The organism is Flavobacterium fluviale (assembly GCF_003312915.1).
Classification (GTDB): domain Bacteria; phylum Bacteroidota; class Bacteroidia; order Flavobacteriales; family Flavobacteriaceae; genus Flavobacterium; species Flavobacterium fluviale.
This window is the reverse complement of the sequence record NZ_CP030261.1, coordinates 463403-486248: the sequence shown is the minus strand read 5'-3', so window position 1 is coordinate 486248 and position 22846 is coordinate 463403. Positions and strand designations below refer to the sequence as shown.

The following is a 22846-nucleotide window of genomic DNA, read 5'->3' as shown; positions in this document are numbered from 1 at the left end:
TATGGATTTTTGACATTGCGGATTGCTTATTTCTTAAAAATTTTAGTTAGAACGCCAAAAACACCCCTAATAAAGGTAGCGCTTGTTACAACTTTCAAAACTGATTTCCCAACAACACTTGCTGTACTTGGTTCTGCTTTTGAAGATCTTGCAGGAGCTTGTTCTTGTTGTTCGACAGCAGCTTGATTAGCACTTTCAATTTTCTTTGTCAGTATTTCATAAGCGCTTTCTCTATCTATTTCTTCAGCATATTTTTTAACCAATTTCGATTTGCTGTTTATTTCATCAATTTCAGAAGAAGATAAAATATCCATACGACTTTGAGGCGCACGCATCATTGTAGCAACAAGCGGAGTTGGAACACCTTTTTCGTTTAGTGCTGTGACCAAAGCTTCTCCAATTCCCAAACTGGTTAGTAATTCATCTGTTTTGTAAAACTCAGAAGTTGGATAATTGTCTGCTGTTTTTTTAATCGCCTGGCGGTCATTTGCCGTGAAAGCTCTAAGCGCGTGCTGAATTTTCAATCCTAATTGTGCCAAAACACCGCTTGGAACATCCATCGGGTTTTGAGTCACAAAATAAACTCCGACACCTTTAGAACGAATTAATTTTACAATAGTTTCAATTTGCTCTAACAATGCTTTGCTGGCTTCATTGAAAATTAAATGCGCTTCATCAATAAAAATTACTAATTCTGGCTGGTCTGCATCTCCTTTCTCAGGCATTTTTTGATAAATTTCCGCCAAAAGACTTAACATAAAAGTCGAGAATAATTTTGGTTTATCCTGAATATCCGTCAAGCGGATGATATTTACATAACCTTTTCCGTTTTCATCAATTCTCATTAAATCATCAGTTTCAAAAGATAATTCGCCAAAAAATAAATCACCGCCCTGCTGCTCTAATTCGATAATTTTTCTAAGAATTGTACCAGTAGTTGCAGTTGAAATTTTACCATAACTTGCAGTGATTTCATCTTTGCCTTCTTCTGTAATATAATTGATTACTTTTTTAATGTCTTTTAAGTCCAATAAAGGCATTTGATTATCATCGCAGTATTTAAAGATCACCGCAACAACTCCAGCCTGAGTATCATTAAGATCTAAAATTCTGGAAAATAAAACCGGTCCAAACTCAGAAACAGTTGCGCGCAGTCGAACTCCATGCTGTTGGGACAAAGACATTAGCTCTACAGGAAAAGCAGCTGTATTATAAGGTATGTTTATTTTGGTGTGTCTTTCTGTAATAAAACCTTCCTCTTTTCCTTCTTTTGCAATTCCGCTAAAATCACCTTTAATATCCATCATTAAAACTGGAATTCCAGCATTAGAAAGCTGCTCTGAAAAAACCTGAATAGTTTTAGTTTTTCCAGTTCCTGTGGCTCCGGCAATTAATCCGTGACGATTTAAAGTTTTTAATGGAATTTTCACATGTGCTTCCGCAAGTGGCTCACCGTCAAGGATTGCGCCTCCCAGAATGATGCTGTCTCCCTTAGAAGAATAGCCCGAATTTATAGCCGCAATAAAATTATCTTTTTTATTCATATTTTTATTTGTAATTTAGGTGGTTATATGAGTATTGCTTTGTTTTTGGGCATTTTTATTGTGGTTTTTTTTAGTAAGAAAATGCTTTTTTTGATTGAAATATTAATAAAAAAAAAATTCGCAGCTTTTTAAGAAGATATCAAAGGAATCTTTGAATATTTACTAAAACGTTGTAATTTTTCTAATTATCGTCCTTATTTTTGTTTTATCTAAAAAATGGCGCCGGCAATTTAATGAGATATTTTTTAAATTGAAGTTAAATTTCGATCAATAAAATTAAAAAAAGTTTTTTTATTTAAACTAAACGTATAAATTTGCTCCTCTACAAGTTAAATATAACTAAAAAATAAAAATTATTTAAAACTATTAAAATTAAAAAAAATGGCAAACGTTAAAGTTAAAAAAGAAAGCACTTCAAATGGGGGAGGAATGGTTACTGGAATCATTATTGTAGCGTGTATCTTAGTAGGGGTGTTTATTTGGAAAGTAATCATGGGGGATTCTGCTAACTTCGAAGGAGGTAATCCAGAAACTGGACATCCAATTAATACATTAGGTCAAGTTTACAAAGGAGGATTCATTGTACCTGTATTATTAGGTATGTTTTTAATGGTTGTTGTTTTTTCTATTGAAAGATTTATTGTTATTGGTAAAGCTGCTGGAAAAGCTAACCTAGATACATTTATGAAAAATGTACAAGGAAATATTAAAGAAGGAAACATCGAAGCTGCTATCGCTGCATGTGACAAACAACAAGGTTCAGTTGCTAATGCAATTAAATCTGCTTTGGTAAAATACCAAGATGTTAAAAAAGAAGGATTCAATAGCGAAGAAGCTTCTGAAGTAATCCACAAAGAAATCGAAGAGGCAACTTCATTAGAAATGCCAATGTTAGAGAAAAACATGACTATTATCTCTACTTTAGTATCTTTAGGTACATTAGGAGGATTATTAGGAACTGTATCTGGTATGATTAAAGCGTTTGGTGCGTTAGCTTCTGCTGGTACTCCTGACCAAGCTGCTCTTGCAACAGGTATTTCTGAGGCACTTATCAACACTGCTACAGGTATCTCTACTTCTATCTTAGCGATTGTTTCTTACAACTTCTTTACTGCTAAAATTGACGATTTAACTTACTCTATCGATGAGGCTGGTACTACAATCGTGAATACTTACAGAAAATTCAGAGGAAGTTTAAGACAATAATTAATTTTTGATATTAATATCAAAAAAATAAAATAAAAGATAATGGCTAAAATAAAAATGAAAAAAAAGTCGACATCGACAGATATGACTGCGATGTGTGATGTTGCATTCCTTTTGCTAACGTTCTTTATTTTGACCGCTACTGCTAAAGTGCCAGAGGCACTTCCTGTAGACATGCCTTCTTCTGTTGCTCAAACTAAACTGCCAGACACAGATTTGGCTATTATTACAATAGGAAAAGGGAAAGTGTTTTTTGACATCAAAGGAAGAGAAGTTCGTAAAAGAACTCTTGAAGGAATGGGTGCAAAATATGGTATAGAATTTTCAGAAGAAGATAAAGCCAAATTTGCTCTTATGGATGATTTTGGTGTGCCAATTACAGGTTTGAAACAGATCATTGATTTGAAAGCGGCGGACAGAACCAAAGCGCCACAGCCTGGAATTCCTTTAGATTCATTAGATAATCAATTAAAAGACTGGCTTCTAATTTCTAGAAGAGCTACAATTGATTTGGATGATAAAGAATTGCAGATTGCTATAAAAGGAGATGCTAAAGAAGAATATCCAAAAATTAAAAAAATTATGGATATTTTACAAGATCAGAAAATCAATTCCTTTAACTTAGTTACTGGTAAGAGAGGGAGAGACTTTTAATTAAAAAATATACACTAAAATGGCTGAATTAAATACAGGCGACGGCGGTGGTGGTAAAGGTGGTAAAGTAAGAAGTAAAAAGCAAAATTCAAAAGTCGATTTAACGGCGATGGTGGATTTGGCATTCTTATTGATCACATTCTTTATGTTAACTACTTCGTTGTCAAAACCTCAATCGATGGATTTGTCATTGCCGGATAAGAGTCCAGATGATAAACCAATAGATAATACCAAGGTAGATGAAAATCGTACCATGACAGTGATGTTAGGTGATGATAACAAAATGGTATACTATATGGGTCTGTTAGCTACTCCAAAAGTAGGTCCTAAAGACATTGCATATGGTAAGGATGGTATCCGTAGAGAATTGTTAAAACAAAAGAAAAATGTATTAGCTTATTCTGCATCTATAGGAAAACCTAATAATGGTATCATTGTGATCATTAAACCAACTAAGAAATCAAATTACCGTAATTTGGTTGATATTTTGGATGAGATGGCAATTTCAGGGGTAGACACTTATGCTATTGTTCCTGAATTTTCACCAGAGGAAACGAAATTAATAGATAAAAAATAAGAGCATTCTTAATTTTTGTCAAATTAAAAATCAAGAGATATGAAATTAGATATTATAAAAAATCAGTGGCTTGATATCGTATTCGAAGGGCGTAATAAGATATATGGTGCATATGAGCTGAGAAAATCGAACGGTAAAACGACTGTGAAAGCACTTGTTGTCGGTTCTCTTATTTTTAGCTTTGCTGTTGCAGCTCCTCTTATTGCAAGCTTTTTACCAGACTCTGAAGAAGAAGTGGTAAATAACGATATCAAAATTGCAACGGTTAAATTACCTCCAAAGAAAAAAGAGGAAATAAAACCAAATCAACCGCCACCACCGCCGCCACCGCCAAAAGTGGATCAGGTGAAGTTCGTAAAACCAGTGGTTGCGAAGGCAGAAGAAATTACTGAAGATCCACCAAAAATTGTGGATTTAAAGGACAAAAAAGTTGGTGCTGAAACCATCAAAGGAGATCCAGATGCAGTTTTAACTGTAGATGAGCCAGTTGGAAAAGGACCAGTACAAGAGGTAATTCAAGAAGATAACACTGTTTATAACACAGCTGGAATCGAGGTGAAGCCAGACTTTCCAGGAGGAATTGAGAAATTCTACAAATTCGTAGGAAACAATTACAAAACTCCAGAAGAGGAAGGTTTAAAAGGTAAAGTTTACGTTACGTTTGTAGTTGAAAAAGACGGTTCATTAACCGACATTAAAGTTTTAAGGGATATCGGTTACGGTACAGGAGCAGAAGCAATTCGTGTTCTTAAAAAATGTCCAAAATGGACTCCTGGCGAGCAAAATGGTAAAAAAGTTAGGGTATTATATTCTCTTCCTATTACTATTCAATCTGCAGAATAATGTTAAAAGATATGCTTAATAATATTCAGAAGAAATCGCTCAAAGAGCGATTTCTTCTTGTTTTAGGAATACTGTTTTTTTTAATTTATCTTGTACTCGGTTTAATGATTATGTTTTGGGAAAAGCTTCCGCTTGACATGGAACCAAAATATAGATATGCATTCGGAGGACTGCTGATTGTATATTCAGGAATAAGGTTTTTAAGGTTAATTAATTCAAAAGAATAATAAGTATGTTGAAATATAGTAAGGCTTTAGGATTGATAATTTTTGTCTTTTTGTTTGTAATGTGCAACCAAAAAAACAAGAACGAAGCCGAGAAAGAAACAATTTTAAAAGGATCACTAGATGTTGCCGTTGACGAAACCGTTAAGCAGATTGTTGATGATCAAGTTGCTGTTTTTGAAGGAACTTACTATGATGCAAAAATTACAGTTAAGCCAAAATCGGAAGCTGAAGTAATCAATGATTTGTTAAATCAGAAAGCTAAAGTTGCAATAACAACAAGAGATTTAACAGCAGACGAAAGAGTTCGCTTTGAAAAAAGCAAAATTAATCCGCGAGTAACGCCTTTTGCTCATGATGCTATCGCATTTATTTCAAGTAAGAGCAATAATGATACGCTTATTGCGTTGAAAAGTGTAATCGACTTTCTACAGGGTAAACCTAATACTAAAATTAAAGGTTTAGTTTTTGATAATCCTAACTCAAGTACTGTTCGTTACATGAAGGAATTGGCGAAAATTAAAGAGGTTCCTAAAGAAGGGGTATTTTCATTTAAAACAAATAATGAAGTAATCAAATTTGTTTCTGAAAATGAAGGAATGATTGGTGTTATCGGTGTCAATTGGTTTTACCAGCCAACTCCGGATATGAATGAGACTATTAATAAGATAAACGTTCTTTATGTAAAGGGGCTAAACAGCAACGAATATTATAGTCCTACTCAAAATGACTTAGAAATTGGTAAATATCCTTTGGCACGTGATTTGTTTATTATAAATTGCCAAGGTTATTCTGGACTAGGAATGGGATTAGCATCATTTATAGCTGGAGATATTGGACAACGCATAGTTCTAAAGTCGGGATTACTGCCATATAAAACACCTGGACGTAAGCTTAAAATTAGAAATGAAATTATAAAAGATAAAGAATAAATTAATTACGATAAAAAGATGAATAAATTTAAAATTTTTAGTCTTGCATTAGTAGCTTCGGCGACTGCGGCAACAGCGCAAGACATCAACCAAGCAAAAAAAGCGATTGATGCAGAACAATTTGATAAGGCAAAAACAATCCTTAAAACAATCATCAAATCTAAACCTTCAGACGGTGAAGCGAATTTTGTTTTAGGAAATGTTTATTTGAATCAATCTGTTGTTGATTCTGCTAAAATCTATTATAATAATGGATTGCAGGCTTCAGATAAGAAAAACTTAAACTATATTGGTTTAGGTCAATTAGATTTAGATGCTAAAAATACAACAGCAGCTCAGGCAAATTTTGCTTTAGCAACTAAAGATATGAGAAAGAAAGATGTAAATGAGTTTATTTACATCGCTAGAGCATATATGAATTCTGATAATCCAGACTATAAAAATGCTGTTGAAGTATTGAAACGTGCATTAGTAGTTGATCCTCAAAATGCTCAGGCACTTTTAGCTATTGGTGATGCCTATTATGGATCAAACAACCAAAATGAAGCTTATAAATCTTACCGTGATGCTTTTACGGCTGATAATACTTTGTTAAGAGCAAAAATGCAATTAGGTGTTTTGTTAAAAGGAGCTAAATCTTACGATGAAGCAATTAAGTCATTCAATGAAGTTATTGCTTTAGATGCTAATTATGGACCAGTTTACAGAGAACTTGCTGAGACTTATTACAAATGGGCAAGAAACAAACCTTCTACTTCTAAAGTTAATTTGCAAAATGCGATTACAAACTATGAGAAGTATTTGAGTTTAACTGATTATTCAATGAATTCTAAAATGCGTCATGCAGATTTCTTGATCTTAGTTAAAGATTACAAGCAATTGGAAACTGTTGCAAACAAAATGATTGCTGAGGATAAAGTTAATCCTAGAATTTATAGATATTTAGGATATGCTGCTTACGAAAACGGAAATGTTGATGTAGCTATCAAATCTATTGAGGACTTTATGAAAGCGCCTGAGAATAAAGTAATTGGAAGAGATTACTACTACTTAGGATTAGCTAAAATTAAAAAAGGAACTGCTGCAGATGGCACAATAGATCAAGCTGCTTTTGATGCAGGTTTGGCTGATATCAAAAAAGCAATTGAATTAGAGCCTTTAGTTGTAGAAGAATTTGCTGATTTCGGAAAAGAATTGTTTGGTAAAAAACAATATGTTCAAGCTGCTTCAATTTTTGAACTTGGCGCAAACAATAAAGAATCTAAAAATTATTTGGATGATGCTGTTTATTATGGAATTTCTGTTTACTATGGTAATGCTGGTAAACCTGTTGAAAGCCGTGATAAAGCTGCTTTAGAAAAAGCAAATGCTACTTTTGATAAAGTTCTTGAAGCGTCTCCAACATACGATGAAGCTTATTTGTACAAAGGAAGAATCAGTAGTGCATTAGACAAAGATGATTTGATTATCAAAAACTACGAAGAATACGTAACTAAAATTACTGCAAAAGGTGCAGAGGAAGTGGCTAAACCTGCAACGGCTAAAAAAATCGTTGAGGCTTACAACGCAATCGGAGCGGCCTATGCAAATACTGATAAAGTAAAAGCTTTAGAGTATTTTAATAAAACATTAGTTTTAGATCCAGCAAATACTTACGCTGCGCAATCAATAAAATCTTTAAAATAATCTAGATTTTTAAAATAAATAGAAAGCCGATAGTTCAATAAACTATCGGTTTTTTTTGTTCCGTATATTATTGACTATCTTTGCATTCTTAAAATAATAAAATGTTACCAAAAGAAATACAATTAGAAGTAAATAAAGGAGCAATGCTTCCTTTGATGGAAGAATTTTATACCATTCAAGGTGAAGGTGCGCATACAGGCCGAGCTGCTTATTTTATTAGAATTGGAGGATGTGATGTAGGATGTCATTGGTGTGATGTGAAAGAAAGCTGGAATGCAGCAATCCATCCGCCGACAAGTATTGATTTAATTGTTGAAAATGCAGCAAAATATGCTGATACGGTTGTTGTAACTGGAGGTGAGCCTTTATCTTGGGATATGACGCTTTTGACGGAACGCTTAAAAGAAAAAAACTTAAAAGTGCATATAGAAACTTCAGGCGCTTTTAACCTGTCAGGTACATGGGACTGGATCTGTCTTTCTCCGAAAAAAAATAAATTACCAACTCAAACTGTTTATGATAATGCTCACGAATTAAAAGTGATTATTCATAATAAACATGATTTTATTTTTGCAGAAGAGCAGGCAGAATTAGTAAACAATAACGCAATTCTATTTTTACAGCCAGAATGGAGTAAAAAAGAGGAAATGACTCCGCTTATTGTTGACTATGTTATGAATAATCCTAAATGGAGGGTTTCACTACAAACTCATAAGTATTTAAATATACCATAATAAACAAAAAGTCTCTTCATTTGAAGAGACTTTTTGTTTACTCAAATGTATACAATTGTGTAAATGATATACATTTTTGTTATTCCCAGTTTTTATAATTTTTTAAACTTGTAATATGTGCTAGATGATGGTTTCCATGCCAAGCGTATGATCCTATAATTTTTTTAATTTTATTTTCTGAGTTATCTGAAGGATGAACAAAAGTTTTCTCTAAATCAGATTCTGATAAACTTTTCATTATATAAGCTAATCTAAAATGAAGTCCTTTTAATAAATCAAGTGTTGGTTTGATCGGCATGCTTAGATTATCATTTAATTCTGACCAAAGAACTTCATCGTAAGCTTTTATTACGGGGTTATTTTCAGTTAAAGCCCATTTAATTCTAATGTAACAATTCATATGACTTTCGGCACAATGATGAATGACTTGGCGTACGGTCCATCCTTCAGGACGATAGGGAGTGTCCAGTTGGTCGTCTGTTAAATGAATTACTTCTTTTTCGAGTCTTGCAGGAAAGGTTTCGATTTCGGATATTTTCTCAGAAAGATATGCTGCAGAATAATTATTTGGTGCTGTGAATTTTCCAATAGGATATTTTAATTTTTCTAAATCTAATTCAGTCATAAGTTTAAAGAATTTTTTATTTTAAATAGAAAGTCGGGCTAAATAATCATAATGTTCGCCTTCAAGAACAAGTTCGCATTTTAGTCCGTTAGCGATTGCAGCATTTTGAAGCGTGTTATAATCTAAATACAACCAGTTAAAAGGTTCCTCCTTTTCTTTTTTGTAAGTTATATTAAAAATAAGTTCACCATAATAATCATTTTCAGAAGGAATCCACTTTCCGCCGTCTTCATCTTCATCAAACATGTAAATGATATCAGAGCTGTCAATTAAAATTTGTCCGCCAGAATTTAAAAGTGATTTTAATTTAGTTAGGTATTTATTACAGTCTTTTAATTTGCCAAAAATACCTGTTCCGTTCATGAGAAGTAAAATAGTGTCGAATTTCTCTCCTTCAAAATCTAAAATATTTTTAACCTTAGCATTTTTTATTCCTCTAAGAACAGAAGTTTCAATTGCTTTTTCCGAAATATCAATGGCGACTACATCTAGATTTCGTTCATTTTGCAAAGACAAAGCATGACTTCCAGCACCGCATCCAACATCAAGAGTTTTTCCTTTTGCCAGCTGCAACGCTTTTTGTTCAATTAATGGCATTTCATTATAAGAGCGAAAAAGATATTCAACGCTCATTTCGTCTTCTTCAGAAATCGAAGTTTCGGTAATAATATCTTCAGGCGAATTATTGGTATAGAAATCAAATATCGCTTTTCCAAAAAGATCTTTCATTGTTTTAGTCAAAGTTTAAGGTTTCAAGTTTAAAGTTGCTTAATTTTGCACATCAACTTTAAATTTTAAACTTGAAACAGATTTTAAATAACTTAAGTAAGTTAGCCAAAGATAAGCATATCGAGAATAAAAAGTATTTTGATAAGCTTAAAAAGAAACAGCCGAAGAATTTAGATTACATTATGCAAGATTTGCACAATGCAGAATTTAAGAGAACGGATTGTTTGAAATGCGCCAATTGCTGCAAAACAACTGGGCCATTATTTACTTTGGCCGATATTGAGCGTATCTCAAAACACTTAAGGCAAAAACCACAGCAATTTATAGAACAATATCTTAGAATTGATGAAGATAAAGATTATGTATTGCAAAGTGTTCCCTGTACTTTTCTAGACAACGAAAATTATTGCATGATTTATGATGTTCGACCAAAAGCTTGTCGAGAATTTCCACATACTGATAGAAATAAATTTCATCAAATTTCTAACTTGACATTGAAAAACGTCGAAATTTGTCCAGCTGCATTTAATATAGTAGAAGAGATGAAAAAGAAACTTCCTCTGTAATAAAATTAAAAATGGTAATTGTCTTGTAGAGAATCTAATTTTCTCTTTATAAGATGTACTTTTGAAAGAAGTGAATAATAATTAAAGAAGCCTCGAATTTGAATTTAGAATATTTTATAGCCACAAGACTTATTACTGCTAAAAATTACAAAAGCAGTATTTCGGCGCCTATAATTAAGATTGCGATTTCTGCGATTGCAATTGGAATTATTATGATGATTGTTTCGGTTGCAACTGGAATAGGACTCCAGAAGAAAATCCGTGATAAAGTATCGGCATTTAATGGCCAGATTATAATTTCGAATTATGACAATAATAATTCTGAAATTACAGTAGTTCCAATTTCTAAAAAACAGGATTTTTATCCAAATTTTAAGTCCGTACCAGAAGTTAGCCATATTCAGGCGATAGCAAGTAAAGCGGGAATCATTCGAACAGAAAATGCATTCGAAGGAATTGTGTTTAAAGGAGTAGGTGCTGATTACGATTGGAATAATATCGCTGAATATATAGTAGAGGGCAAATTACCAAACTTTCGAAATGAATTAAATGAAGATGTAATTATTTCTAGATTTCTTGCAGATCGATTAAATTTGAAAGTAGGGGATCAATTCAATGCATTCTTTATTAAAGAAGAACAAGGAAAATTACCTAACAGCCGAAGATTCAAAATCGCAGCGATATTTAATTCCGGATTCCAAGATTTCGATGCGACATATATTATTGGAGACATTCGTCATATCCAAAAAATCAATAAATGGAGTGAAGATCAAATTGGCGCGTTTGAAGTGTTTGTAAAAGACTTTAATAATATAAAAGCTGTAGGGAATCAAATTTACGAACAAACATCTTCAAATCTAGATACCAAAACTATTGTAGAAAAGTATAGTTATATTTTTGATTGGTTGCAGCTGTTCGATTTTAATATAGTAATTATTCTCGCGGTAATGATATTAGTGGCGACAATTAATATGGTAGTTGCTTTATTAGTACTTATTTTGGAAAGAACCCAAATGATTGGAATTTTAAAATCTATGGGAGCCAATAATTGGACGGTGCGTAAAATATTTCTCTACAATGCCTTCTATTTAATTCTTCGCGGTTTGTTCTGGGGGAATTTAATTGGTATTTCACTTTTGTTGATTCAGCAGTACTTTGGGGTAATTGAGCTGAATCCTGAAAATTACTATGTAAACCAAGCTCCAGTTTATCTTAACTGGATTTATATTCTTCTGCTGAATTTATTAACTATTGCGATTTGTTTCCTGGTGCTATTAATACCATCATATATAATAACCAAAATATCTCCAGTAAAAGCGATTCGTTTCGATTAGAGTATGCGGTAAAGCGATCATACAACCCGACAGGTTTTAGAAACCTGTCGGGTTTAATTTTTATACATATATATAAGAGAAGAAAACATCTGTCAGGCTGAGCGGAGTCGAAGCCCCTGTACAGTAAATTTGGAATTTGGAATTTAAGAATTGGGACTTTGGTATAAATAAGAAGCTTTTTACACTGCTGTCGCGGCAGAAGAAGTAGTTTTCAATATCACATTTGAATAAAAAGCATTAAAAGGGTCGTGAAAACTAAAAACCCTGCAAAAATGGAATGAGAAATCAGGCTTAAACTGAGGAAATATCAGCTTAAAGAAGAAAAAACTGACAATGTTTAAAAAAATTTTTAGATGCAAATGTGATGTTATCAGTCTGTTAAGAAAAAAGTGTTTAAAAACATGGAAAAAATATAAAAGAAAGTCTTGTAAATGTAAATAAAGGTGGTACTTTTGCACCCGCAGAAACGATAGACGTTCCCTGAAAGACTGACAAGAAAAAGCAATCAAAGCTGAAAAGAAATTTTCAAAAAAGATTAGAAAAAGCTTGTGAGAATGGAAAACGGATATTACATTTGCACCCCGCAAAACACGGAATGTTCCTTGAGATACTGAGAGAGAAAATGAAGAAAAAGAGACGAAAAAAAAGTTTCAAATTTTATTAATTTTTTCTTGCAGGAAACAAAAATAATTTTTAGTTTTGCACCCGCTTTGAGAAACAAGCGAAAAGAGAAAAGAAGACACGTTCGTAGACATATTGAATTGACAGCCGTTTTAACAGAGATGTTAGGACAAAAGAATAAGAGTAATAGAATTGCAAGATTCGAAAAGAACCGATAGATATTCACCGATATATAATATTACAATATACGATGAAGAGTTTGATCCTGGCTCAGGATGAACGCTAGCGGCAGGCTTAACACATGCAAGTCGAGGGGTATATTTCTTCGGAGATAGAGACCGGCGCACGGGTGCGTAACGCGTATGCAATCTGCCTTTCACAGAGGGATAGCCCAGAGAAATTTGGATTAATACCTCATAGTATAATCAAACCGCATGGTTTAATTATTAAAGTCACAACGGTGAAAGATGAGCATGCGTCCCATTAGCTTGTTGGTAAGGTAACGGCTTACCAAGGCAACGATGGGTAGGGGTCCTGAGAGGGAGATCCCCCACACTGGTACTGAGACACGGACCAGACTCCTACGGGAGGCAGCAGTGAGGAATATTGGACAATGGGCGCAAGCCTGATCCAGCCATGCCGCGTGCAGGATGACGGTCCTATGGATTGTAAACTGCTTTTGTACGAGAAGAAACACTCCTATGTATAGGAGCTTGACGGTATCGTAAGAATAAGGATCGGCTAACTCCGTGCCAGCAGCCGCGGTAATACGGAGGATCCAAGCGTTATCCGGAATCATTGGGTTTAAAGGGTCCGTAGGCGGTTTAGTAAGTCAGTGGTGAAAGCCCATCGCTCAACGGTGGAACGGCCATTGATACTGCTGAACTTGAATTATTAGGAAGTAACTAGAATATGTAGTGTAGCGGTGAAATGCTTAGAGATTACATGGAATACCAATTGCGAAGGCAGGTTACTACTAATGGATTGACGCTGATGGACGAAAGCGTGGGTAGCGAACAGGATTAGATACCCTGGTAGTCCACGCCGTAAACGATGGATACTAGCTGTTGGGAGCAATCTCAGTGGCTAAGCGAAAGTGATAAGTATCCCACCTGGGGAGTACGTTCGCAAGAATGAAACTCAAAGGAATTGACGGGGGCCCGCACAAGCGGTGGAGCATGTGGTTTAATTCGATGATACGCGAGGAACCTTACCAAGGCTTAAATGTAGATTGACCGTTTTGGAAACAGAACTTTCGCAAGACAATTTACAAGGTGCTGCATGGTTGTCGTCAGCTCGTGCCGTGAGGTGTCAGGTTAAGTCCTATAACGAGCGCAACCCCTGTTGTTAGTTGCCAGCGAGTCAAGTCGGGAACTCTAACAAGACTGCCAGTGCAAACTGTGAGGAAGGTGGGGATGACGTCAAATCATCACGGCCCTTACGCCTTGGGCTACACACGTGCTACAATGGCCGGTACAGAGAGCAGCCACTGGGTGACCAGGAGCGAATCTACAAAGCCGGTCACAGTTCGGATCGGAGTCTGCAACTCGACTCCGTGAAGCTGGAATCGCTAGTAATCGGATATCAGCCATGATCCGGTGAATACGTTCCCGGGCCTTGTACACACCGCCCGTCAAGCCATGGAAGCTGGGGGTGCCTGAAGTCGGTGACCGCAAGGAGCTGCCTAGGGTAAAACTGGTAACTAGGGCTAAGTCGTAACAAGGTAGCCGTACCGGAAGGTGCGGCTGGAACACCTCCTTTCTAGAGCCTGAGTGTTAGTGCCTGCACACGCTTAGGAAAAAAGGTTTTTATTTAAAGGAATCTGAATTGGAGATTGTATTACTCTTGCTGTTAATTTAAAAGAAATGAAAATTAAGTAAAACAGAGTCTCGTAGCTCAGCTGGTTAGAGTACTACACTGATAATGTAGGGGTCGGCAGTTCGAGTCTGCCCGGGACTACTTTTTAAAATGATGCTTGTAAATTATGAATTGTAAATTACAAAAGCAGAAAAAAAAGACTGTAAGCTTGATTAAAGGAAATTCTGGAAGCTGGGATTCACCAAAGGAAATTAGAGAAGAATTAAGAAATCTAAAATCTGAATTCTAAAATCTAAGATTTAAAATGGGGGATTAGCTCAGCTGGCTAGAGCGCCTGCCTTGCACGCAGGAGGTCAACGGTTCGACTCCGTTATTCTCCACAAAAGCGAAAGCTTACAGCTTACAGCCTATGGCTTAAAGCGAAACAAAGTTCATTGACATATTGAGATAAGAAAATAATAAGAAAGTAGAAAGCGTTTTTTGTTAGCAATAACAAAGAACAAAAAAAACGGTCTTGTTTTAAGAAACAAGATTGGTACAATAAGCAAAATAAGGGCGTATGGGGGATGCCTAGGCTCTCAGAGGCGATGAAAGGCGTGATAAGCTGCGAAAAGCTGCGGGGACGGGCACACACCGATTGATCCGCAGATACCTGAATGGGGCAACCCGTTATGCTGAAGGCATAACACACCGATAGGTGGGCAAACCCGCTGAACTGAAACATCTAAGTAGGCGGAGGAGAAGAAAACAAAAGTGATTCCGTAAGTAGTGGCGAGCGAACGCGGATTAGCCCAAACCAGTGCTGTTACGGCAGTGCTGGGGTTGTAGGACCACGATATTTTATGTACAAGGAACCGGAAGTTGCTGGAAAGTAACGCCATAGAGGGTGAGAGCCCCGTATGGGTAACAAGTATAATAGATAGTGGTATCCTGAGTAGGGCGGGGCACGTGAAACCCTGTCTGAATTTGGCGGGACCATCCGCTAAGGCTAAATACTCCTGAGAGACCGATAGTGAACCAGTACCGTGAGGGAAAGGTGAAAAGAACCGTGAATAACGGAGTGAAATAGATCCTGAAACCATACGCTTACAAGCGGTCGGAGCCCTTTCGTGGGGTGACGGCGTGCCTTTTGCATAATGAGCCTACGAGTTAACGTTGCTGGCAAGGATAAGTGTTTAAGACATGGATCCGCAGCGAAAGCGAGTCTGAATAGGGCGCTTTAGTCAGTAGTGTTAGACGCGAAACCGTGTGATCTACCCATGGGCAGGTTGAAGCTGTGGTAACACACAGTGGAGGACCGAACCGGTTGACGTTGAAAAGTCTTCGGATGACCTGTGGGTAGGGGTGAAAGGCCAATCAAACTCGGAAATAGCTCGTACTCCCCGAAATGCATTTAGGTGCAGCGTTAGTTATAAAGTTATACAGAGGTAGAGCTACTGATTGGATGCGGGGGCTTCACCGCCTACCAATTCCTGACAAACTCCGAATGCTGTATAATGTTCACTAACAGTGAGGGCTTGGGTGCTAAGGTCCAAGTCCGAGAGGGAAAGAACCCAGACCATCAGCTAAGGTCCCCAAATATATGCTAAGTTGAAAGAACGAGGTTTGTCTGCCCAGACAGCTAGGATGTTGGCTTGGAAGCAGCCATTCATTTAAAGAGTGCGTAACAGCTCACTAGTCGAGCGGACGAGCATGGATAATAATCGGGCATAAGCATATTACCGAAGCTATGGATTTACAGTTTACTGTAAGTGGTAGGGGAGCATTCTGACAGGGCAGAAGGTGTATCGTAAGGTATGCTGGACCGGTCAGAAAAGAAAATGTAGGCATAAGTAACGATAATGCGGGCGAGAAACCCGCACACCGAAAAACTAAGGTTTCCACAGCTATGCTAATCAGCTGTGGGTTAGTCTGGTCCTAAGGCGAACCCGAAAGGGACAGTCGATGGCTAACGGGTTAATATTCCCGTACTTCTTATTGCTGTGATGGGGTGACGGAGTGATGAAAGCGCCGCGAACTGACGGAATAGTTCGTTAAAGTACCTAGCTATAGGCTCTATAGGCAAATCCGTAGAGCTTGGTGAAATACGATAGTACTCGGAGTCTTCGGACAAAGAGATAGTGCGCCTAAGGGCTTCCAAGAAAAACCTCTAAACTTCAGGCAGTAAGAACCAGTACCGTAAACCGACACAGGTAGTTGAGGAGAGAATCCTAAGGTGCTCGAGAGATTCATGGCTAAGGAATTAGGCAAAATAGACCTGTAACTTCGGGAGAAAGGTCGCCCCGAGCAATCGGGGCCGCAGTGAAGAGGTCCAGGCGACTGTTTATCAAAAACACAGGGCTCTGCAAAATCGTAAGATGAAGTATAGGGCCTGACACCTGCCCGGTGCTGGAAGGTTAAGAGGAGATGTTATCTTCGGAGAAGCATTGAATTGAAGCCCCAGTAAACGGCGGCCGTAACTATAACGGTCCTAAGGTAGCGAAATTCCTTGTCGGGTAAGTTCCGACCTGCACGAATGGTGTAACGATCTGGACACTGTCTCAGCCATGAGCTCGGTGAAATTGTAGTAACGGTGAAGATGCCGTTTACCCGCAGTGGGACGAAAAGACCCTGTGCACCTTTACTATAGCTTAGTATTGACCTTGGATAAATGATGTGTAGGATAGGTTGGAGACTATGAAGCGGCGTCGCCAGGCGTTGTGGAGTCATTGTTGAAATACAACCCTTTGTTTATCTGAGGCCTAACCCCGTTTTGCGGGGGACATTGCTTGGTGGGTAGTTTGACTGGGGTGGTCGCCTCCAAAAGAGTAACGGAGGCTTCTAAAGGTTCCCTCAGTACGCTTGGTAACCGTGCGTAGAGTGCAATGGCATAAGGGAGCTTGACTGAGAGACATACAGGTCGATCAGGTACGAAAGTAGAGCATAGTGATCCGGTGGTTCCGCATGGAAGGGCCATCGCTCAAAGGATAAAAGGTACGCCGGGGATAACAGGCTGATCTCCCCCAAGAGCTCATATCGACGGGGGGGTTTGGCACCTCGATGTCGGCTCGTCACATCCTGGGGCTGGAGAAGGTCCCAAGGGTTGGGCTGTTCGCCCATTAAAGTGGCACGCGAGCTGGGTTCAGAACGTCGTGAGACAGTTCGGTCTCTATCTACTGCGGGCGTTAGAAATTTGAGTGGATCTGATTCTAGTACGAGAGGACCGAATTGGACAAACCTCTAGTGTATCTGTTGTCCCGCCAGGGGCACCGCAGAGTAGCTACGTTTGGAAGGGATAAGCGCTGAAAGCATATAAGCGCGAAACCCACCACAAGATGAGATTTCTTTTAAGGATCGTGGAAGATGACCACGTTGATAGGCTATAGATGTAAAGGCAGTAATGTCATAGTCGAGTAGTACTAATAATCCGTAAGCTTATGTACACCCTTTTCCTCCCGCCGAAAGACGGGAGGAGGAAACTTTCTAAAATATATTTACTTTTCTTTATCTCAGTATGTTAAAATATTTGCTCGACGCAGAGCAGTAATTAGTGAAAGTAACTGGTAAAGAGTCTAAGGACTAATTACTATGCACTAAGCACTAATTACTAAAAACCTTAAGGTGGTTATTGCGGCGGGGCTCACCTCTTCCCATCCCGAACAGAGTAGTTAAGCCCGCCTGCGCAGATGGTACTGCAGTATTGTGGGAGAGTATGTCGTCGCCTTTCTTTGTAAAAACCCTGTTTCTAACCGAAACAGGGTTTTTTCGTTTTTGTTGGTTTTTAATCTCTTCTTTAAGTAATGTCTTAAGAAATATCTCTTAACTAGTTTTATGATTATTCGATCTTTAAATAGTTAAAAAGAGATGAATTAATTATTCAGTAGCAACTCTGCAAGAAAATATATTTTTCAAATATTGTACTGTTCGAAGATTTATTGAAATGAACCACTTTATTAATTTTCATAATATAAAAGTTGCTAATAATTATAGTTATTTAAACTTTCTACATGTAATTTTGATTCGAATATTAATTTGTAGAAATTGCGATACTTTACTAGTTAATAATTTAGTCTAACTTAGTAGCAAAGAATATTTTTAATGAATACAATAAAAACTAACACAACCACTTTGCAGACAAAACAACATTTTGAAATTCTTGACGGATTAAGAGGAATTGCAGCATTTGCAGTGGTTATATTTCATTTTATGGAATGGGTTTTTACAGATCCCACGAAGAATTTTATTGGACACGGCTTTTTGGCTGTTGATTTTTTCTTTTGTCTTTCTGGTTTTGTTATTGGATACGCTTATGATAATCGCATTTCGAATATCGGTATCTTTAACTTTTTTATAGCTAGAATTATAAGATTGCATCCGTTGGTAATAGCAGGATCGGTGCTTGGTTTGCTGGCATTTTTATTTGATCCATTCGGTGAGCATTTGGAATTATACAGCACTGGGAAAATTATTGTGACTTTTTTATGCTCAATTTTTTTGATACCCTTGCCTATAATTGCAGATCGAGGTTTTAACCTGTTTAGCTTTAATGCACCTGCATGGTCTCTTTTTTGGGAGTATATTGCAAATATTGCTTATGCGTTTATACTATATAGAGTAGCGCGCAGGTATCTTTTATTGTTAACTATTATTGCTGCTATAGGGATATGTTTTGTGGGTTACAATTCAGGCAATCTACTTGGTGGCTGGAGTGGTCCGACTTTTTGGGATGGATGTGCTAGAATATCTTATTCTTTTTTAGTGGGTCTGCTTATTTTTCGGTCTAATTGGATTATTAAAAATAAGCTTGGATTTGGAGTTTTAACTATCTTATTACTGCTGGCTTTTATAGTACCATTTTCAAAGTGGAACTGGCTTACAGAAGTTTTAATAGTGTTGTTTTATTTTCCTTTGTTGATAGCGCTAGGAGCTGGCGCGGTGTTAAAAAATGGACAAAAAAAATATTGTCAATTTTCTGGAAAGATTTCCTATCCTCTATATATGACCCATTATGCTTTTTTGTGGATGTTTGGGAATTATTATATTAATTATAAACCAGATACCTCTCAGTTGGCTTTCGTTATAATAACCGCGGTAATTTTTCTGGTTGTATTTGCATATTTAGTAATGGTAGTTTATGATGTTCCTGTGAGGACTTATTTAAATGATAAAAGAAACAAAACAAGATAAAAATTGAAGTTGTAAGTAAATTAAAAAAATAGCCGTCGTAAGTTTACGACGGCTTATTTTTTTGTTATCGAATTATTTTGAGATATGCGCTATAAATGTTTTCTAGAAGAGAAGTTCGCATATAATATACGTTTTCGTCTTTTTCGTTTAAATCGAATTGAATTAAACCAGCATCACAATAATAATAAAGTAGGTTATCGTCATTTGGAAATTCAATATTTGAAACGGGAATAGTTGTTAATTTTGTTTCGAACGCTATTTCACCATTAGATAAATCCAGTTCAAAAAGTTTTCCTTTTTTAGTATATCCCCAAAGATTATCATTTTCCCTAGTGATGTATTCTATGTTGTCGTTCTTAAAATCAGTTTTCCAAACCTTCGCTCCAGTTTTTGAATCAAGAGCATATAAAGAAGTAATATCAGTTCCTTGAGCAGCAAAATAAAGTTTGCTGTCTTTGCACAATATACGTTCCTTAATATTATACTGATTTTCGTCTAATTTAAATTGCCATGCAATATCAAGTTTATTTGGATTTAAGGCATAAAGCATATCTTTTTCATTGGCTATAAATATATTTTCACCATCTGTTACAGGTTTGCCTCCCATTACTTCTTCGAAGCTTTTTTGGTTAAGGACTTTTCCAGTATTTGCATCAAAACTATAGATATTAGATCCGCTTTGAGTAAATATTTTACTGTCAAAAAAAAGTAATGGAATATCGTTGCTTGGAGCATCAAATTTATAATTCCATGCTAAACTGCCATCTTTAATATCTAGAGCATATAGATTGCTTGTTTGATTTTGATTTTGAGCAGTTATGTAAAGTTTTCCATTATGCAAGACCGGAGTTTGATCTTTTAGAACAATTTGATCTGTAATATTTCCCAATCTCGATTTCCAGAAAAATTCACCAGATTGATTATCAATTGCGAAAATTTCGCCGTTAATAAACGGAACATAAATAACTCCCTCAGAGATTGTTACTTTATTTGCGCACATTTCAGTATGCGAATCTGAAGCTTTTACAGTCCAGCCAATAGTTTCAGTTTCTAAGTCAAATGAAAAAAGAGAACCATCATAGTCATAAATTAGGATTGATGTGTCGTCTAATGGGATTTTTTTAAGAGGTTTGATGACTTTGTTGGTCACCATATCACTTGCGGTTAAAACCTTATTAGAATAATTTGTTTTAGTGGCAGCTGTTTGCCCAAACGTACTTATATAAGTAAATATAAATAAAAGGACTGCTAGATTTTTTTTCATTTTTAAATTTGGGATTGATGAATTGATTTCTTTTTCAGCAATAAATTTGCCAAACCAAATAATATCTATCCAAATATAGTTAAAATTCTTAATAATGCTTTAGAAGTATAATCTCGAAGAAATTATGTTTACGTTGTGTTAAACTAAGCCGTGATTTATGTAATGGGATTTATCACTTTTTTACTTTCGATAGCTTCTTCTTTAAGATCAGTGTGATTCTATCTATAAAGAAGTTTAAAGATCTCTTGTGTCGATTTTTGATTAATAATTTTGAATGGAATTAATTGTTTTAGAGCATTTGTAAAAATTCTTTGGTGGACAGATGTTCCATATGAAATGTTGTATGTAAGAATGTCTAGTTTTTAAAACTTTTAAAAATAAAAATAATTATTACATTTGTAACAATAAAGCATAGACTATACTCTACACTTTATTGTTTTAATTGAAAAAACAAAATTATGCTTATAAATGAACTATCAAAAAAAACAGGATTATCGATCCATACTATTAGATATTATGAAAATTTAGGAATGATAAGGGGATTGACGAATGAAAAGGTGATTTCTAATAATTATAAACATTACGATGGTAATACTATCGAGCGTCTAGAAATTATTATAGAAGCTAGGGAAGTTGGATTTACTTTGGCAGAGATAAAAAAAATATTGAACAGCTGGTTCGAAAGTGTCGATTCGAAACCGGAAACGCTTGAGCTTTTTCAAGCCAAAATAAAAGAGATTGACGATAAAATGAGATATTTTAAGCAGACAAAGATTCTTCTAGAAAAAGTATGTGAGAAAATAAAAAGAAGCAGTAATTGATTCAATTTTAAAACGTGTAGAAAACTCCTTAAGTAATTAGGGAGTTTTTTTGTGGCTCTTAACGAGTTATTTAACAAAGACTATGCGATGTTTTAAGAAAATTTCCGTTCAAAACGTTATTTATTTATGTCGTATTAAAGAAATTAGTAAGAGATTTTGTAAATAATCTTATATTCGCTTTTAAATAAAGTTAAGTAATAAAGCAAGAAATAATTGTATTTATTTAATAAATTCAGTGATTTTCGTTAATGGGATTGAATGGATATCAGTAAGATTAAAGTGTATTTCTGTTTTAAAAATAACTGCTCTAAGATCAATCACAATTTTGAAATTATAGGATTAAATAACATGCTAAAATAAACTACTTACAAGAACCAGAATTAAATTACGTCATTAATTATGCAAGAAGAAATAACCAAACATTCAAACAAAATTTACAAAACTGTGAAAAATTCAGAACATACATTGGGAGAGAAAGTAAAAGAAATTATAATAGAAATATTCATAATCGTTTTTGCAGTGACGCTTTCAATTTGGCTTCATGGTTGGAGTGAGCATAGACACCAACAAGAAGAGGTATCTGTGTTTCTTGCTAATTTAAAGAATGATCTACAGAACGATATTCAAAGTATAGACACAGAGGTAAAAGCATACCACAAGACAAACGTAGCGTACGAAAAAATTTTAGAATTATCGACTTCTCAGCTGGATAGTATTTATAGCTCTAAAAGTAAAGTTAGTTTTCCGATTCATTCACATGGACAAACATTGAATATAGGTAATTATGAGGGATTTAAATCAAGTGGTAAAATTGGCTACATTGAAGACGAAAAATTAAAACAGAAAATCTTAAGCTATTACCAAATATATGTACCGGCTGTTAGTGAAGTTGATAAACTATACAATGACTTTCTATTTAAATGCTTTGATAAAACTATAGAGAATGCAGATAAATCAGAAAAAGAATTATATTCAGACCCGAAATATAAAAAGACGGTAGAATATCTTGTCAAACTAGGGAAGAATAATATTAGGGTTTATAACGAAAATACAAAGCCACTCGCAGTTGAACTTATTAAAGAAATTGATAAAGAGTTGGGCAAATAAAAAAAAACTACTCCATTAGAAATAATGGAGTTTTTTTATGCTTATAAGGTTGTTCAGGATTAAATCTCGGTAAAGCTTTGTTTGTTATTTGACTGATAAAAGAAATTACATTATCCCAAAGTTTCGGACTTAAGCGATGTGAACAATGCTTGTGATTAATGAGTGTGATTTCTTTCTTCGGTTGAAATGATGTTACATTGAGTTATGGGAATCCAGGGAATGATATGGAAAAATAAAAGCATAAAAAAACTCCTTAATTTCTTAAGGAGTTTCTTGGTGGGCGATGAGGGGTTCGAACCCCCGACCCCCTCGGTGTAAACGAGGTGCTCTGAACCAGCTGAGCTAATCGCCCTATTTCACTAGGTTGCTATCGTTTGTGATTGCGAGTGCAAATA

The 22846-nt window shown here is 35.7% G+C and carries 18 protein-coding genes, 3 tRNA genes and 3 rRNA genes; 19 read left to right on the top strand and 5 right to left on the bottom strand.

All coding sequences use genetic code 11. From position 1 onward, the window contains the following. Nucleotides 1-26 precede the first annotated feature (26 nt). Nucleotides 27-1544: a helicase HerA-like domain-containing protein gene (locus tag HYN86_RS02365; protein WP_113676599.1), complete on the bottom strand. Its 1518-nt coding sequence runs from the start codon at nucleotides 1542-1544 to the stop codon at nucleotides 27-29. 381 nt (nucleotides 1545-1925) lie between these two features. Here HYN86_RS02365 and HYN86_RS02360 point away from each other — a divergent pair, with 381 nt between their 5' ends. The 8 genes from HYN86_RS02360 (at nucleotide 1926) to HYN86_RS02325 (ending at nucleotide 8400) form a co-directional block, all read left to right on the top strand. Further along, nucleotides 1926-2750, top strand: coding sequence for a MotA/TolQ/ExbB proton channel family protein (locus tag HYN86_RS02360; RefSeq protein ID WP_095954881.1), 825 nt, complete (start codon nucleotides 1926-1928; stop codon nucleotides 2748-2750). A gap of 42 nt (nucleotides 2751-2792) precedes the next feature. Continuing rightward, complete coding sequence (locus tag HYN86_RS02355) at nucleotides 2793-3404, top strand: ExbD/TolR family protein (protein ID WP_113676598.1); 612 nt, start codon at nucleotides 2793-2795, stop codon at nucleotides 3402-3404. 19 nt (nucleotides 3405-3423) lie between these two features. Then, entirely contained in the window at nucleotides 3424-3981 is a 558-nt protein-coding gene (locus tag HYN86_RS02350) for an ExbD/TolR family protein (RefSeq protein ID WP_113676597.1), read from the top strand. A 39-nt stretch (nucleotides 3982-4020) separates the two neighbouring features. Then, nucleotides 4021-4824 carry an energy transducer TonB gene (locus HYN86_RS02345; RefSeq protein WP_113676596.1) on the top strand — a complete coding sequence of 268 codons (804 nt, stop codon included), beginning with the start codon at nucleotides 4021-4023 and terminating at the stop codon, nucleotides 4822-4824. Next, nucleotides 4824-5051: a hypothetical protein gene (locus HYN86_RS21105; RefSeq protein ID WP_095954877.1), complete on the top strand. Its 228-nt coding sequence runs from the start codon at nucleotides 4824-4826 to the stop codon at nucleotides 5049-5051. Before HYN86_RS02345 ends, HYN86_RS21105 begins: the two co-directional genes overlap by 1 nt. 5 nt (nucleotides 5052-5056) lie before the next feature. Further along, entirely contained in the window at nucleotides 5057-5980 is a 924-nt protein-coding gene (locus HYN86_RS02335) for a PstS family phosphate ABC transporter substrate-binding protein (RefSeq protein ID WP_113676595.1), read from the top strand. 18 nt (nucleotides 5981-5998) lie between these two features. Beyond that, nucleotides 5999-7666 (top strand): tetratricopeptide repeat protein, encoded by a 1668-nt coding sequence (locus HYN86_RS02330; RefSeq protein WP_113676594.1) that lies wholly within the window; start codon nucleotides 5999-6001, stop codon nucleotides 7664-7666. Between the two features lie 101 nt (nucleotides 7667-7767). Continuing rightward, nucleotides 7768-8400 carry a 7-carboxy-7-deazaguanine synthase QueE gene (locus HYN86_RS02325; protein WP_113676593.1) on the top strand — a complete coding sequence of 211 codons (633 nt, stop codon included), beginning with the start codon at nucleotides 7768-7770 and terminating at the stop codon, nucleotides 8398-8400. A 79-nt stretch (nucleotides 8401-8479) separates the two neighbouring features. On the opposite strand, the gene HYN86_RS02320 is transcribed toward HYN86_RS02325, so the two are convergent. Beyond that, nucleotides 8480-9025 (bottom strand): YfiT family bacillithiol transferase, encoded by a 546-nt coding sequence (locus tag HYN86_RS02320; protein WP_113676592.1) that lies wholly within the window; start codon nucleotides 9023-9025, stop codon nucleotides 8480-8482. A 21-nt stretch (nucleotides 9026-9046) separates the two neighbouring features. After that, complete coding sequence (locus HYN86_RS02315; protein WP_113676591.1) at nucleotides 9047-9754, bottom strand: class I SAM-dependent methyltransferase; 708 nt, start codon at nucleotides 9752-9754, stop codon at nucleotides 9047-9049. A gap of 71 nt (nucleotides 9755-9825) precedes the next feature. Between HYN86_RS02315 and HYN86_RS02310 the strand changes: the two genes are divergently transcribed. From HYN86_RS02310 to HYN86_RS02275, 9 genes are all read left to right on the top strand, one after another. Continuing rightward, nucleotides 9826-10320, top strand: coding sequence for a YkgJ family cysteine cluster protein (locus HYN86_RS02310; RefSeq protein WP_113676590.1), 495 nt, complete (start codon nucleotides 9826-9828; stop codon nucleotides 10318-10320). 98 nt (nucleotides 10321-10418) lie between these two features. After that, the gene (locus tag HYN86_RS02305) at nucleotides 10419-11654 is read left to right on the top strand and encodes an ABC transporter permease (RefSeq protein WP_113676589.1); all 1236 of its coding nucleotides are present in this window, start codon (nucleotides 10419-10421) and stop codon (nucleotides 11652-11654) included. Nucleotides 11655-12522: 868 nt separating this feature from the next. Beyond that, nucleotides 12523-14036 (top strand): 16S ribosomal RNA (locus HYN86_RS02300). 124 nt (nucleotides 14037-14160) lie between these two features. Next, nucleotides 14161-14234, top strand: a tRNA-Ile gene (locus tag HYN86_RS02295). A 25-nt stretch (nucleotides 14235-14259) separates the two neighbouring features. Further along, the gene (locus HYN86_RS21205) at nucleotides 14260-14382 is read left to right on the top strand and encodes a hypothetical protein (protein ID WP_262512120.1); all 123 of its coding nucleotides are present in this window, start codon (nucleotides 14260-14262) and stop codon (nucleotides 14380-14382) included. A gap of 17 nt (nucleotides 14383-14399) precedes the next feature. Beyond that, a tRNA-Ala gene (locus HYN86_RS02290) sits at nucleotides 14400-14473 on the top strand. Nucleotides 14474-14631: 158 nt separating this feature from the next. After that, nucleotides 14632-17515, top strand: a 23S ribosomal RNA gene (locus HYN86_RS02285). A gap of 174 nt (nucleotides 17516-17689) precedes the next feature. After that, nucleotides 17690-17799 (top strand): 5S ribosomal RNA (gene rrf, locus HYN86_RS02280). The 16S, 23S and 5S rRNA genes sit together here with 2 tRNA genes alongside, the layout of an rRNA operon. A gap of 371 nt (nucleotides 17800-18170) precedes the next feature. Then, nucleotides 18171-19259 (top strand): acyltransferase family protein, encoded by a 1089-nt coding sequence (locus tag HYN86_RS02275; RefSeq protein WP_113676588.1) that lies wholly within the window; start codon nucleotides 18171-18173, stop codon nucleotides 19257-19259. A gap of 64 nt (nucleotides 19260-19323) precedes the next feature. On the opposite strand, the gene HYN86_RS02270 is transcribed toward HYN86_RS02275, so the two are convergent. After that, on the bottom strand, nucleotides 19324-20523 hold the full coding sequence (locus tag HYN86_RS02270; RefSeq protein WP_113676587.1) for an outer membrane protein assembly factor BamB family protein: 1200 nt from the start codon (nucleotides 20521-20523) through the stop codon (nucleotides 19324-19326). 458 nt (nucleotides 20524-20981) lie between these two features. Between HYN86_RS02270 and HYN86_RS02265 the strand changes: the two genes are divergently transcribed. Next, on the top strand, nucleotides 20982-21344 hold the full coding sequence (locus HYN86_RS02265) for a MerR family transcriptional regulator (RefSeq protein ID WP_113676586.1): 363 nt from the start codon (nucleotides 20982-20984) through the stop codon (nucleotides 21342-21344). Between the two features lie 399 nt (nucleotides 21345-21743). Beyond that, complete coding sequence (locus HYN86_RS02260; protein ID WP_113676585.1) at nucleotides 21744-22451, top strand: DUF6090 family protein; 708 nt, start codon at nucleotides 21744-21746, stop codon at nucleotides 22449-22451. A gap of 274 nt (nucleotides 22452-22725) precedes the next feature. Here the strand turns inward: HYN86_RS02260 and HYN86_RS02255 are convergent. Continuing rightward, a tRNA-Val gene (locus tag HYN86_RS02255) sits at nucleotides 22726-22803 on the bottom strand. Between the last annotated feature and the right edge of the window lie 43 nt (nucleotides 22804-22846).

What these genes read in the sequence shown, in the direction of transcription:
- HYN86_RS02320 (WP_113676592.1), bottom strand. Translation starts at nt 9,025, where the DNA reads ATGACTGAATTAGATTTAGAAAAATTAAAATATCCTATTGGAAAATTC.
- HYN86_RS02275 (WP_113676588.1), top strand. Translation starts at nt 18,171, where the DNA reads ATGAATACAATAAAAACTAACACAACCACTTTGCAGACAAAACAACAT.
- HYN86_RS02270 (WP_113676587.1), bottom strand. Translation starts at nt 20,523, where the DNA reads ATGAAAAAAAATCTAGCAGTCCTTTTATTTATATTTACTTATATAAGT.
- HYN86_RS02315 (WP_113676591.1), bottom strand. Translation starts at nt 9,754, where the DNA reads ATGAAAGATCTTTTTGGAAAAGCGATATTTGATTTCTATACCAATAAT.
- HYN86_RS02325 (WP_113676593.1), top strand. Translation starts at nt 7,768, where the DNA reads ATGTTACCAAAAGAAATACAATTAGAAGTAAATAAAGGAGCAATGCTT.
- HYN86_RS21105 (WP_095954877.1), top strand. Translation starts at nt 4,824, where the DNA reads ATGTTAAAAGATATGCTTAATAATATTCAGAAGAAATCGCTCAAAGAG.
- HYN86_RS02355 (WP_113676598.1), top strand. Translation starts at nt 2,793, where the DNA reads ATGGCTAAAATAAAAATGAAAAAAAAGTCGACATCGACAGATATGACT.
- HYN86_RS02350 (WP_113676597.1), top strand. Translation starts at nt 3,424, where the DNA reads ATGGCTGAATTAAATACAGGCGACGGCGGTGGTGGTAAAGGTGGTAAA.
- HYN86_RS02335 (WP_113676595.1), top strand. Translation starts at nt 5,057, where the DNA reads ATGTTGAAATATAGTAAGGCTTTAGGATTGATAATTTTTGTCTTTTTG.
- HYN86_RS02260 (WP_113676585.1), top strand. Translation starts at nt 21,744, where the DNA reads ATGCAAGAAGAAATAACCAAACATTCAAACAAAATTTACAAAACTGTG.
- HYN86_RS21205 (WP_262512120.1), top strand. Translation starts at nt 14,260, where the DNA reads ATGAATTGTAAATTACAAAAGCAGAAAAAAAAGACTGTAAGCTTGATT.
- HYN86_RS02360 (WP_095954881.1), top strand. Translation starts at nt 1,926, where the DNA reads ATGGCAAACGTTAAAGTTAAAAAAGAAAGCACTTCAAATGGGGGAGGA.
- HYN86_RS02365 (WP_113676599.1), bottom strand. Translation starts at nt 1,544, where the DNA reads ATGAATAAAAAAGATAATTTTATTGCGGCTATAAATTCGGGCTATTCT.
- HYN86_RS02345 (WP_113676596.1), top strand. Translation starts at nt 4,021, where the DNA reads ATGAAATTAGATATTATAAAAAATCAGTGGCTTGATATCGTATTCGAA.
- HYN86_RS02330 (WP_113676594.1), top strand. Translation starts at nt 5,999, where the DNA reads ATGAATAAATTTAAAATTTTTAGTCTTGCATTAGTAGCTTCGGCGACT.
- HYN86_RS02265 (WP_113676586.1), top strand. Translation starts at nt 20,982, where the DNA reads ATGCTTATAAATGAACTATCAAAAAAAACAGGATTATCGATCCATACT.